11 protein-coding genes are annotated in these 13,915 nt (G+C 34.1%); 7 read left to right on the top strand and 4 right to left on the bottom strand.

The window, feature by feature from the left end:
- Positions 1–71: 71 nt before the first annotated feature.
- The gene (locus A9G07_RS04970) at positions 72–1,112 is read left to right on the top strand and encodes an NADH:flavin oxidoreductase/NADH oxidase (RefSeq protein WP_065734277.1); all 1,041 of its coding nucleotides are present in this window, start codon (positions 72–74) and stop codon (positions 1,110–1,112) included.
- A 45-nt stretch (positions 1,113–1,157) separates the two neighbouring features.
- Here A9G07_RS04970 and A9G07_RS04965 read toward each other — a convergent pair whose 3' ends face one another.
- Together A9G07_RS04965 and tatA are read right to left on the bottom strand one after the other, a co-directional pair.
- Complete coding sequence (locus A9G07_RS04965) at positions 1,158–2,342, bottom strand: FAD-dependent monooxygenase (RefSeq protein WP_065734276.1); 1,185 nt, start codon at positions 2,340–2,342, stop codon at positions 1,158–1,160.
- Positions 2,343–2,356: 14 nt separating this feature from the next.
- Complete coding sequence (tatA, locus tag A9G07_RS11875) at positions 2,357–2,527, bottom strand: Sec-independent protein translocase subunit TatA (RefSeq protein WP_141673909.1); 171 nt, start codon at positions 2,525–2,527, stop codon at positions 2,357–2,359.
- Positions 2,528–3,174: 647 nt separating this feature from the next.
- Here tatA and A9G07_RS04960 point away from each other — a divergent pair.
- Both A9G07_RS04960 and A9G07_RS04955 read left to right on the top strand, forming a co-directional pair.
- Complete coding sequence (locus A9G07_RS04960) at positions 3,175–3,864, top strand: LexA family transcriptional regulator (RefSeq protein ID WP_065562232.1); 690 nt, start codon at positions 3,175–3,177, stop codon at positions 3,862–3,864.
- A 245-nt stretch (positions 3,865–4,109) separates the two neighbouring features.
- Positions 4,110–5,945: an ABC transporter ATP-binding protein gene (locus tag A9G07_RS04955; RefSeq protein WP_065734275.1), complete on the top strand. Its 1,836-nt coding sequence runs from the start codon at positions 4,110–4,112 to the stop codon at positions 5,943–5,945.
- 65 nt (positions 5,946–6,010) lie between these two features.
- Here A9G07_RS04955 and dacB read toward each other — a convergent pair whose 3' ends face one another.
- Entirely contained in the window at positions 6,011–7,444 is a 1,434-nt protein-coding gene (gene dacB / locus A9G07_RS04950) for a serine-type D-Ala-D-Ala carboxypeptidase (RefSeq protein ID WP_065734274.1), read from the bottom strand.
- Positions 7,445–7,616: 172 nt separating this feature from the next.
- On the opposite strand from dacB, the gene A9G07_RS04945 reads away from it, so the two are divergent.
- Entirely contained in the window at positions 7,617–8,633 is a 1,017-nt protein-coding gene (locus A9G07_RS04945) for a TerC/Alx family metal homeostasis membrane protein (protein WP_065734273.1), read from the top strand.
- A gap of 54 nt (positions 8,634–8,687) precedes the next feature.
- Here A9G07_RS04945 and cycA read toward each other — a convergent pair whose 3' ends face one another.
- Positions 8,688–10,061 (bottom strand): D-serine/D-alanine/glycine transporter, encoded by a 1,374-nt coding sequence (cycA, locus tag A9G07_RS04940; RefSeq protein ID WP_065734272.1) that lies wholly within the window; start codon positions 10,059–10,061, stop codon positions 8,688–8,690.
- A gap of 198 nt (positions 10,062–10,259) precedes the next feature.
- On the opposite strand from cycA, the gene mltA reads away from it, so the two are divergent.
- The 3 genes from mltA to asmA all read left to right on the top strand — a co-directional run bounded on the left by mltA (position 10,260) and on the right by asmA (position 13,885).
- A complete protein-coding gene (gene mltA / locus A9G07_RS04935) occupies positions 10,260–11,333 on the top strand; it encodes a murein transglycosylase A (RefSeq protein WP_065734271.1) in 1,074 nt (357 codons plus the stop codon).
- 69 nt (positions 11,334–11,402) lie between these two features.
- Complete coding sequence (gene dcd / locus A9G07_RS04930) at positions 11,403–11,984, top strand: dCTP deaminase (RefSeq protein WP_065562238.1); 582 nt, start codon at positions 11,403–11,405, stop codon at positions 11,982–11,984.
- A gap of 32 nt (positions 11,985–12,016) precedes the next feature.
- Entirely contained in the window at positions 12,017–13,885 is a 1,869-nt protein-coding gene (gene asmA, locus A9G07_RS04925) for an outer membrane assembly protein AsmA (RefSeq protein ID WP_065734270.1), read from the top strand.
- Positions 13,886–13,915 lie beyond the last annotated feature (30 nt).

Here is a 13,915-nt window from a genome sequence, read left to right as displayed (position 1 = left end):
TTTTTAAACACTATATACTATTCGTCAGTTAACTTAAACATTTGCACCATTAATAAAAACAGGAGCCATCCATGGGTAAAATAGCCTATATTAATACGCCATTTAAAGTAAAAAATTTATCACTCAAAAATCGTATTGTTATGCCGCCCATGTGTCAATATCAAGCAAAAGACGGATTGGCTAATGATTGGCACTTTGTTCATTATGTTTCACGAGCGGTTGGTGGCGTGGGTTTGATAATTTTAGAAATGACCAATATTGCTCCAAATGGTCGAATATCGCCAAATTGCTTAGGTCTATGGAATGACGAGCAACGCGATCAGCTTAAACGTATCGTTGATGCGGTTCATGCTCAAGAAGGAAAAATCGCTATTCAAATTGCCCATGCAGGACATAAAGCTTTGGGTGAGTCTGACGTCGTATCCTGTTCTCCTATCCGCTATGATGGGAACGTCGAAGCGAATCCAAAATGGCAATATCAAACGCCAAGAGAATTAACCAAAAGTGAAATCGCTGATATTATCGAAAAATTTAAACAATCAACCAAACGTGCGGTTGAAGCAGGTTTTGACGCAATTGAAATACACGGCGCACATGGTTATTTAATCCATCAATTCAGTTCATCAAAAACGAATATTAGAACGGACGAATATGGTAAGGATAAATTATTATTTGGTGAACAAGTAATTAAAGCAGCAAAATCAGTGATGCCAAAAGATATGCCACTAATTGTTCGGTTTTCGGCTCAAGAATACGGTACTAATGGTTACGATATTAATTATGGTTGCCAAATTGCTAAACGTTTTGCACAAGCAGGCGCAGATGTTTTAGATGTGAGTGGCGGTGGTGATGGTCAGTTAGATCCAAAGCATACGCCTCTATTTCATGCTGGATACCAGGTTTATTTAGCGCGTGCTATTAGAAAGGTCACTAATTTGCCAATTATTACTGTTGGTATGCTTGAAGACCCTTATCTTGCTGATTATGTATTAAGTACTGGCGATGCTGATTTAGTTGCAATTGGTCGAGGTTTATTGAAAGATCCTTACTGGCCGCTAAGAATTCCAGCATCTCCATTTATCCCAACATCTTATCAAGTAGCTTTTAAATAAACTAATGATAATCCTGTAGTGTTAGCTACAGGATTAATTTACAAACTATATTTTCATGGCATATTTGATGAGACGTTTCTTTATTGGCGAAAAGTTATCAATTGCGTTCATCCCAACTGTTCTCACCATTTTTTTAAAAGCATTATCGCCATTAAACATATCTTGAATAGTTCGCATTGCGGTTAACATGACTAAAGCATCTTTACGGCGAGTGAATTGGAATGATTTTAAGTTTTCTACTAAACCAATATCTTTATGTTCATCAATAAGTTTATTAATGGTTGCCACCAATAATGCAGAATCTTCAAATCCTAAATTAACTCCTTGACCAGCCAATGGATGAATAGTATGGGCAGCATCACCAATTAACACTAATCGATGTTTAATAAATTGTTTTGCAAACCGAGCTTTTAATGGAAACACCATTCTCGGATTGACCAACTGACATTGTCCTACTTTATCACCGCTTAATTTAAACAGCTCTTGGCAAAACTCAGATTCAGTTAACGAAGTTAAAATAGCTGCTTGCTCTGGTTTAGTTGACCATACTAAACAACTGTAATTGGGTTGCCAAAGTGGTAAAAATGCCACAATACCATTGGGATAAAAAATCTGCCTAGCACATGCTTGGTGAGGATATTGTGTTTCAACGGTTGTAATCACTGCATGATGAAGGTAATCACGCTCAAACACAGAAATTTTTTCCTGTCTGCGCAGCCAAGAGTGTGCGCCATCAGCACCTATAATCAGTTTTGCTTGTAACCGAGTATTATCCGAAAGTATTAAAAAAGCATAATCTTCATTATAGCTATTGTCTATAGCGGCCAAATTGAAAATAGTGATATTTGAATTTGCTTGAGCATGTTGATACAGGTAGTAAGAAATTAAATTATTTTCGATGATATACCCAAGATTTGGATAACCATAATCTTTAGCATGTGCAGTAAGATGCGCTAAACCGTTTTTTTCCCAAACTCCGATCTCGCTAAAAGCATTAACGCGTTCGCTCGCACATAAATCGTTCCAAATACCAATTTGAGAAAAATATTGCTGACTTGCGCCATTAATTGCAGAAGCTCTAATTCCTATTTCGTCAAAAGCAAAATTTTGATTATCATTAACGTTAACATCAACAATAGCTACAGTTAAATTAGATTGGCTAAGAGCACATGCAGTTGCTAAACCAACCAATCCACCACCAACGATGGCCACATCAAATTGCGTTTTCATATCAATAAATAGGGTTATTTCTTATCAAGCTTATTATCATCTTCAACATCATCATTCATCGCTTTTTTAAAACCTTTCAATGCTGAACCAAGATCAGAACCTAAATTACGTAACTTCTTTGTTCCGAAAATGAGAACCACCACGGCAAGAAAAACTAATAGATGTGGAATGCTAAATGACATAATTAAAACCTCATTTAAAAATGTATCGCTATTTGAACAAGTTAAACGAACAAATAGATTATTAAATATTGGAATTGATTATACTCTTTTTATGATGGGATTTCATGACAAGTTAATTTAGATAAAAAAAAGACCCGCATAAAATATACGGGCCAACATGAAATATAAGGAATATAAGGAAAGAAAACAATGAAAAATCCTTACGCTGCTTATTATCCACTTTTTTTCTTTTTAGTCAACGTTTTTATTTGCCTTTCAGCAAATGTAGCAATTTTAGCTAAAAAATGACTTTAACCATTATAAATCAATAGATTAAAATAACACCCAACATATAAATAAGAATAATATATATTTGATAAATATCAATTACGCATTAAAAAAAACTTAATATCTATAAAACTACTTGAAATTTCAACGGAAAAACAAAGACAATAAAACAGAAAAAAAAGCCATACTTCTTATTATAACACTCGCTGTTTTTTTATTTTTATGCGAGAAAAGAATATTTTTCCATAATATAAAACGCGTTTAAACAAAAAATCGCATTAAAACTTAATAAAATTAAGAAGATTGATTCAAATTCATATATAAAACTCATAAAAAATACAATATAATTATCAAACGGATGAAAAAATAAAAACGAAATAAGTATGATTAAAAATAAAAATGTAAAAACTTTTAAAGATAGGCTACATTCGTCAATGCAAGGATTATCTGTTTCATCCTTTGCAAAAAAATGTGATATGTCAGAAACGGTAATACGAGATTATTTGTCTGGAAAAACCTACCCTTCACTAACTCGTTTAGAAGTAATTGCTGAAAAATGTAATGTTTCATTCAACTGGTTAGCTACCGGTTATAAATTGGAAGTGTTGGATCCTAAAGACGATGATAATAACGAAGTTTATAATGAAAATATCTATCGTATCCCGGTTTATAAAAAACAATTACCAACTAAAGAAGAGGCGCAAAATCAACGTTACGTACGTGAAACGCCACCAGTAATGAATTATCCTATTGTTGAAGGTTGGGCTTCTCATCGTGGTTTAGATATCAAAAAACTTATAATCTATTGGGCGAAAGGTGATTTAATGGCACCTGAAATCGAAAATAATAATGGATTAATTATTAATACAGAAATAAACGAAATAATCGATGGCGCAATTTATTTAATTGAATACGAGAATTTCACTCTACTAAGAAAAATTCGCCTATCACTCGGAAATTGGATTTTGATTTGTAATAATCATCAATACCCAACGATTGAGGTTCCTAAAGCTCATTTCGAAAAATATAATATTGTCGGGCGCGTTGTACAAATTATTAAAGATGTTTTTTAAGACAATTATTAGTAATCTAGTACTTTTCACTATATAATTTGCCATGAGGAAAGCTCAAAAACCCCTTTCCTCAACTTTTTTTAATTTTTATTAATGTTAGTTTAATAGGTATTGGAGTGATGTCTCTTTTAATTTAAAAATATCATATTTAGCTTATAGCACTCAGCATTTGGTAATAAAACCCTCACTTTTTTAGATCATTGGTAAACCTACCAATGAATAACCTTTTAACTAATAGGTCTAATATGTATCGATTTTTTGAAAAATTGGTATCACCTTATCCACAAGATGAACCACAGCCGATGGCTAAAAGTTTTTTTAGTTTTATTTGGCAATCGACGAAAGGCACACGTTCTTTCCTTCTATTATTAATCATACTGAGTTCATTAGCTGGCGCTTTTGAAGCCTTTTTATATGCTGCACTCGGTAAAGTTGTTGACTGGCTGGCAGCTGTTTCACCAAGTCAATTTTGGCAGCAGGAAAAATCAACCTTAATTGTATTTACGATTATTATATTAGCTAGCACGATCATTATTGCCTTACAAACCATCATTAAACATCAATGTTTGGCGGGAAACTTTCCAATGCGACTGCGTTGGAATCTACATCGATTAGTGCTAAATCAAAGTATGCGCTTTTTCCAAGATGAATTTGCCGGCCGTATATCAGCAAAAGTGATGCAAACCGCACTTGCGGTTAGGGATACCTGCTTTTTGGTTGCTGATATCTTTATCTATGTTTTGATTTCGTTTATTACTATGGCAACAATCATAGGTCAGTTAGATCTTTGGTTATTAGTACCGTTTATGGTTTGGTGTTTTGTTTATGGCATTGCAATGTATTACTTTATTCCACGACTAAGTAAAGTGGCAAGTATGCAAGCAGATGCACGTTCTACCATGACAGGCCGAGTGACTGATGCTTACACGAATATTATGACAGTTAAACTGTTTTCTCATGCAGGCAATGAAGCAAAATATGCACAAGAGTCGATGGACGAATTTTTAGTTACCGTTAATAAACAAATGCGTTTAGTTAGTAGTTTTGAAATTGTTAATCATTTATTGTCTATTTTCCTCGTTCTTGGTACTACTGGCTTATCATTATGGCTATGGACTAATGATTTAATTGGTGTTGGAGCTATCGCCACTACAACTGCTGTCGCACTTAGATTGAACGGCTTTTCACATTGGATTATGTGGGAAATGGCAGCATTATTTGAAAATATCGGCGTGGTTAAAGATGGTATGAATACGTTTTCTGTTGCTAAAACCGTTGTCGATGAACCTGATGCACCAACTCTTAAGGTGACTGATGGTAAAATCGAATTTAAAAATATTAATTTTAGTTACGATGCAAAATTAAACAATGCCATTATCGACAACTTAAATTTAACCATTAAACCAGGTGAAAAGATCGGTTTAGTTGGCAGATCAGGGGCGGGTAAATCCACTTTAATCAATTTATTGTTGCGATTTTATGATTTACAAAATGGTCATATTTTTATTGATAATCAAGACATCACCAAAGTCAATCAAGAAAGCTTACGCGCTCAAATTGGTATGGTTACCCAAGATACTTCACTATTACACCGCTCAGTAAGAGATAACTTATTATACGGTAATAACCATGCCACAGAACAAGAGATGATAATCGCAGCTAAAAAAGCTCATGCCGATAGTTTTATTGAAACCTTAGTAGATGCTAATGGAAGAACTGGATATGATGCTTTTGTTGGTGAACGTGGGGTTAAATTGTCCGGAGGACAACGCCAACGTATCGCTATTGCTCGAGTTATTTTAAAAAATGCACCAATTCTATTGTTAGATGAGGCAACTAGTGCGCTTGATTCTGAAATTGAACAAGCTATTCAAGAAAGCTTATATACGTTAATGGAAGGTAAAACAGTTATTGCTATTGCCCATCGATTATCTACGATCGCGGCGATGGATCGATTAATCGTTTTAGATCAAGGAAAAATCATCGAACAAGGAACACATCAAGAGTTGCTTAGTAAAGATGGACTTTATGCTCAACTTTGGAAGCATCAAAGTGGTGGTTTTTTAGCTGAAAATTTTTAACTTAAAATTTAGGGCGATGAGAAAATAACATCGCCCCAAAATCTTAATTCTCAAATTAGTCAAATCTAATTAATGAAATTTTTATAAAACTCAGATTCGAACTTCATAACTGCCCCGTTTTTAGGTTCCCCTTTACTATCAGCCCGATACCCTGATAATAATTGAACAAAAGCGACATAACGTCCGTCTGATTTTTGAATAAATCCGGCTAAATTATAACTACCTTGAATATAGCCTGTTTTAGCCATAACTACATCTTTAAATGGTGCTTGACTGAAGCTTTTACGGTTTTGCAACGTTCCATCAACACCCGCAATTGGTAATTTTTCAATAAAAGCGAGTTGATTGTTATGTGCTGAAATATACTGCAACACTTCCATTAGTTTGTTGGCGCTAACTAGATTAAGACGAGATAAACCCGAGCCATCGGCAATCACTAAGTTTTCTAAGTCAATACCTGCTTTTTTACGAAGGATTTGTTTAACCGCATCACCACCATTACGCCATGTTCCTGCAGTATTATAATAGCGTGCGCCAAGTGTTCTAAAAATGGTGTCAGCATACAAATTATTTGATTTTTTGAGCATAACCGTTATTAACTCAGAAAGCGGTGCTGATTGACTTGATGTTAATAACGTTAAGGAACCAGTGGATTTTTGTTTTCTTTCAAAAACACGTCCACCATAAGTTATTTTTTGTTGTTTTAATTCATTTTTTAAAACAGTCGAAAAATATTCGGTTGGATCCATTACTGCAAATTTTAATGGTGTTTTATCCGCATTAGAAGCGATGCATCCAGATAAATAGTAGCGATTTTTATCGGCATTAACATCAAGCTCACAATATTTATCATGTGCGTCTTTACTACTAGCGGAAATCGTTCTGACATCACCTGAAACCATAACTGGAATATTAGATGAAACAGAAACTGATGCTTTACCACCTACTTTACCCGGAGTAATTGTTGCATAAAAGCAGTTATCATCAATTGTTGCAGCTGATGCAGGGGCATTGTAACAAGCAGTTAAATTATTCCATGACCACCCTTCTGCTTTATCATGACTAGCAAAAATTGAAGTGTCTAAAATAACATTACCTGAAATTTTTTCTACACCCTTTTGACGAAGGGCGCTAATCATATTTTTTAATCTTTCTCGACTAAAAGTGGGATCACCACTCAATTTGATAATCAGATCACCATTGAGTTGTTTATTACTAACTGAACCATTCGCGTACATTCCAGTAACAAACCGAAAATCATTACCAAGTTCAAGCTGTGCAGCTAGTGCAGTTATTACTTTTTGTGTACTAGCAGGCTGTTTAAATTGATCGCTTTTGTATTTGGCTAATGTTTTAGGATTGCCATCAACAGTTTGCACTAAAATTGATAAATCACTCCCTTTGGGTAATGATGATATATATGGTTCAACCGATTGTGCTTGCAATAAGCTTGAATAAAAAGCAACGATAAATAGAAAAGATACCCTTATATTTGTCATGAATGTATGCTCAAAAAATTTATTAAATATATTAGTGTGAAAACAAATATATCTTTTTTTGATAAGCCTATCAATATATACTCAGTCTCTTTAAAAATAATGTTCTAAATACCATTATATTTTACATTTTTGAATTTAATCCAAGAGATAATTTAATATAGGTAACAAGGCTATGATTCATCATTCATTAGGTTTTCCAATCGAAACTGTACTGATGTTCGTCATTTTGGCTTTAACTGCGATTATAATTGATTTATATGCTCACCATAACGATAAACCCATTAGCCTAACTAGCGCAATATTATGGTCTTTATTCTGGGTTGCTGTTGCATTAGGTTTTGCACTTTATCTTTATCTTCACCATGGAAGTGAGATAGCAAGTTTATTTATCACAGGTTATGTGCTTGAAAAAGCGCTTTCGGTAGACAACTTATTCGTTATTATGGCGCTGTTTTCATGGTTTGCGATCCCTAACAATTATCGACATCGATTACTTTATTGGGGCGTAATTGGGGCGATTATTTTCCGAGCTATTTTTGTTGTAATAGGTACAGGTTTATTATCGTTAGGTCCTTGGATGGAATTGTTCTTTTCAGTAGTGGTTGCTTTAACTGGATTTATGATGCTGAAAAACCAAGGTCAAGATGAAAAAATAAAAGATTATTCAGAACATTTTGCTTATCGTATTGCTAAACGTATTTTTCCCTCTTACCCTAAGATAGTTGGTCATCACTTTTTATTAACCCGAAAACAACTAAACGCGGAGTTAACGAAGCCAGAAAATAGCGACCTAATTCATAAAATGCCAAAAAGTGCCTTATATGCAACACCACTATTTTTATGTGTTGTGGTGATTGAGTTGAGTGATGTTATGTTTGCATTTGATTCTGTTCCCGCAGTAATCGCGGTCAGCCAAGAACCACTGGTTGTTTATAGTGCAATGATTTTCGCTATTTTAGGGTTAAGGACTATGTATTTTGTTTTAGAAGCAATGCAACATAATCTTGTTCATTTAGGCAAAGCTGTAGTCTGCCTACTATTTTTTATCGCAGCAAAACTGGCTTTAAATGCTAGCGACCATCTATTTAATTATGGTATTAACATAAGCCCTACTCTCAGCCTTTATATAGTATTAGGCATTTTATCTTTAGGTATTGTTGCAAGTTTTATTTGGCCAAATAAATCATAAAAAATAATAAGGGAATTGATAATCGGCAGTAAACCTGCCGATTAAAGATGAGAGCTATTGGCGTGTTGATGAACGAATAAAGTAACTCACACCTAAAATAATAAACCATAGTGGTGTTGCAATCAGTGCTTGGCGAGTATCAGCTTCAAATGTCAATAACACAATCACAAAAGCAAAAAACGCTAAACAAACATAACACATAAAAATTCCACCAGGCATTTTAAATTGTGATTCTTGATGCAAATTAGCTTTTTTTCGGCGATAAGCAATATAGGAAATCAATATCAACGACCAAATAAACATAAATAAAATGGCAGAAATAGTCGTTACAATAGTGAATGCTTCCATCACATTTGGTACTAAATAAATCAGTACTACCCCACCGAACAAGCATGTACATGAAAATAACAAACCATTAGCGGGGACTGAACGTCTTGATAATTTACCAAATGGTTCTGGTGCATCTTGTTTTTTAGCAAGACCAAACAACATTCGACTGGTTGAGTAAATACCACTATTTGCTGAAGAAGCCGCAGAAGTTAATACCACAAAATTGATAATACTTGCCGCAGCAGGTAAGCCAATCAAGGTAAATAGTTCAACAAATGGGCTTTTATTGGGTGAAATAAACTGCCAAGGTGTTACACTCATGATAATAATCAAAGCAAAAACATAGAAAAAGATAATTCGTGCTGGCACTGAATTAATTGCCCGTGGTAAATTTTTATTTGGATCTAGTGTTTCAGCCGCTGTAGTTCCAACAAGCTCAATACCAACAAAGGCAAAAATTGCAATTTGGAAACCAGCAAAAAATCCCATCGTACCATGGGGAAAGAAACCACCATACTCCCAAAGATTAGAAAACGCAGCCGTAGTATTGGTTTGTTCTGAATGATAAGCCGTGAAGACTAAAACAAGTCCAATAGCTATCAAGGCTAAAATGGCCACTATTTTGATCATAGAAAACCAAAACTCAGTTTCACCAAACATCCTAACAGTTAACAAATTCAAAGTTAAAAGCACAATAACTGTAAGTAGCATTGGGATCCATGCTTGTAGTTCTGGAAACCAGTGTTGAGCATATCCTGCGATAGCAACAACATCTGCAATTCCGGTAATTACCCAACAAAACCAATAAGTCCAACCAGTAAAAAATCCAGCCCAAGGACCTAATAAATCGTTAGCAAAATCACTGAATGATTTATAATTCAGGTTGGATAATAAAATTTCCCCCATTGCCCGCATAACAAAAAATAAAACAAACCCAATAATCATGTACACAAAAATAATAGATGGTCCGGCAAGGCTAATTGTCTTCCCCGAGCCCATAAATAATCCCGTTCCAATTGCACCACTTATTGCTATTAATTGAATGTGTCTACTGGAGAGATTTCGTTTAAGATCATTATTTGAAGACGTACTGTTCATCGTATCGATTACCTGTCGTTTTTACAATTTTCGTTTTTTTATAAGAAGTAAAGGACTATAAAGTCTACAGCTTTAAATCGCAAGATCAATTGCATGAAAAATTTTTATAGCAATATCTTAATTATTGGTAGTTTCTTATAATAGAATTGTGTAGCATAACCAACCATATCATTTAACTTATTACAATAAATTATCAAGATGAAAGAAAACAAATTTCACATTTATCTATTATGTTTAGCATTTATCATGTCACTACTTGCTGGCTGCCAGAGTGATCCTAATTCATCAAGTAAACAATTTAAAGACGGTAAACTACCACATGATTTAAATGCCAGTCGTCCGCATTTAGCTGTGCCTGTAAATATTTCTGACTATACGATTCAAATTGAAAAAATAAAAACAACATCGCCTTCTTTGTATCGTAAAAATGAACATATTTATAAAGCCGTTGATGCTTGGATTAATCGCTCATTGGGCTCAGCAGAATTCCATAAAGTGGGTCTAAAAAGTTATGAAATGGCTGGTAAAGATGGATATGGTAATGTACATCTAACCGGTTATTACACTCCGGTTATTAAGGCTAGATACCAACCAACTGGTGAATTTAAATATCCAATTTATAGAATGCCAACCCAATCTAAAGGGCAGTTACCAAGTCGAGAACAGATCTACAATGGCGCATTAGCTGGAAAAGGACTGGAGATCGCTTATAGTAATTCATTAATGGACAATTTCATAATGGAAGTCCAAGGAAGTGCCTATATCGATTTTGAAGATGGTAATCCGCTTGTTTTCTTCTGTTATGGTGGAAAAAATGGCCATGGCTATTCAAGTATAGGACGCTTATTGGTTGAATCAGGAGAGATCGCTAAAGAAGATATGTCTATTCAATCCATAAGAGATTGGGCAAAAAGTAAGAGTGAAAAGAAAGTCAAAGAGCTGTTAATCCAAAACCGATCATTTGTGTTTTTTAAACCGCAATATAACGCCGAAGTAAAAGGTGCAGCAGCAGTACCCTTAGTTGCCAATGCAGCAGTGGCATCAGATAAAACATTAGTCCCAACCGGTTCAGTTGTATTAGTTGATGTACCACTGCTTGATAATGATGGTCAATATCGTGGAAGGCGCGAAGTTCGTTTAATGGTTGCGCTTGATGTTGGCGGGGCAATTAAAGGCCATCACTTTGATCTTTATCTAGGTATTGGAAACAAAGCAGGTAAACAAGCAGGTTATTACAATCATTTTGGTCGAGCTTGGGTGATACAACCTTAACCAACCAACATCGACGCCATCAAAAGAACCTGCTAGAATAAGATAAAAAGCAGACTTTAAGGATAACTTATGAGATTATGTGACCGTGATATTGAAGCATATTTAGATAGTGGTAAATTAAAAATCACGCCACAACCTGCATCAAGTTGTATTAATGGAGCAACAGTAGATGTGCGATTAGGTAATCAATTTCGTACTTTCAGAGAGCATACAACACCTTATATTGATTTAAGTGGACCTAAAGAAGAAGTTGCAGCCGTTCTAGATCGCGTTATGAGCGAAGAGATGATATTAGCTGAAGGTGAAGCATTTTATTTACATCCAGGCGAACTTGCTTTAGCCGTGACACTCGAATCAGTTACGATTCCTGATGATTTGGTTGGCTGGTTAGATGGCCGTTCATCATTAGCTCGCTTAGGACTTATGGTACATGTTACTGCTCATCGTATCGATCCAGGCTGGCATGGACAAATTGTTTTAGAGTTTTACAACTCTGGAAAAATACCAGTAGCACTTAGACCTGGTATGACTATTGGTGCGTTAAGTTTTGAAACACTTAGTGGACCAGCTTCTAGACCATATAATCGCAGACAAGATGCAAAGTATAAAGACCAACATGGCGCTGTCGCCAGTCGTATTGATAAAGACTAATACAGTTCATAACCTTAATAAAGGACATTAATATGATAAAAAAAATATTGGTTACGCTATTTATCTTAATTTTGGTCATTGTTATCAGTATCGCTTCCCTTATTATATTTGTTGATCCTAATAATTTTCGTGGTTACATCTCACAAACAGTGAAAGACAAAACAGGGTATGAACTGACTATAGAAGGCAATCTACGTTGGCACATCTGGCCTCAAGTTAGTATTTTAACTGATTCGGTTAAATTATCCGATAGCGGTGCAACAAAACCTCTTTTAACTGCTGACAACATGAGGCTTGATGTTGAGCTTCTTCCTTTGTTTTCAAAAAATTTAGCGATTAAAAATGTATTTATTAAATCAGCAACAATCAATATTACGGATGAAAGCAAAGGTGAAAATGCTAAAAATAGCACTCAAGCCATTTCTTCAGAAAAACAACCATCTGAAGATAAAAAAAATCCATCTGATTGGAAGTTCAGTTTAAATAAGTTTGAAATAGCGGATAGTACAATTGCATTTCAGCATAATCGTGATTTGATAAATTTTAGAAATATTAATCTGTTATTAGAAAAAAATAACGATAAAAAACTTTCTCTTGAACTCAACGGGAATATCGATAAAAACCAGCAAGACTTATATTATTCATTAAACGCCAATATTGATTTAGCCCAATTCCCTGAAAAAGCAGTTATTGATTTAAAAAAATTGGATTACACGTTTAACGGCATAGTCAATTCAGAAAAAGAGATAAAAGGTAATGTAATTGGTGTATTTAATTATCAAAAAGCACCAATGCAATTGGATAGCCAAAAATTGTTTTTTTCAATTAACGATAATGATTTTACAAGTAAGATCAATGTCCGTTTTGATAACAAACCGGTGATCGATTTCCAATTAAATTCAAATAAATTTGATTTAACACCTTTCATCCAAAAAAATGAAAATTCAACGAAAAGTACTAACGTTCAACAAACTTCACCAGTTGTATCGAATGTTTCCAAAAATGATAATGAATTAAGTATGCTTAATTCATTTGATGGAAAAGCAAAAATAAATATCAAAGAAGTCAAAGCGGATAAAATTGCATTAGGTAATTTGAATGTTGAAGTTGACAATCAAGATGGTATAGCAAACTTAAAAAATCTAACTTTCAATTTTGCAAATGGGCAAATTGCTGCCAACGGCACCGCTAATGGTAAACAAAAAAACCCACAAGTTAAATTGAATACTAAAGTTAGCAATATCAATTTAAGCTCATTTTTTACGCAAATGAATATGGCTTATGATCTTGATGGAATATTCAATGCTTCTGGAGTATTAGAAACCAATACATTATCAACAACTAAATTATTAGAAAGCATTAAAGGTAATGCTAATATCGTCATTACCAACGCTAAACTAAATAATATTAACATCCAAAGCATCATTGAAAATGCTGCCGCAAAATATAGCAATGGTAATACAAGTTCTGAAAATCATAAAAAATATACTGAGTTTCATAAAATCACAACCAATGCTTATATAAATCAAGGTAACATTGATCTTAATTCACTCAATGCAAACTCTGAAACATTAGATGTGATAGATAGTTCAGGAAGAGTGGGAATGGTTAATCGTGATTTAGATGTTAATCTAAATATAAAAATATTAGGTGGTTGGAATAGTAAAAGTGAAACTATTGCAAAACTACAAAAGGTGACTATACCACTACGTATATATGGTCAATTTTCTAATTTACACTATCAACTAGATATTGCCAAAATAGTATCTGATGTGCTTAGTGATAAATTACAACAACGTTTAGATAAGCTACGTGATAAATTAGAAAACAATGGTTCCAGAGATAAAGATAAATCTAGACAAAAAGCAGTTGATATTTTAGGTGAATTTATCAAGAAATAAATATTTGATGAAATAATGATAATAGATATA

The sequence above is a fragment of the Gilliamella sp. wkB72 genome, from assembly GCF_001693745.1.
Lineage (GTDB): Bacteria > Pseudomonadota > Gammaproteobacteria > Enterobacterales > Orbaceae > Gilliamella > Gilliamella apicola_E.
This window is presented reverse-complemented; position numbering and strand designations above follow the sequence as displayed.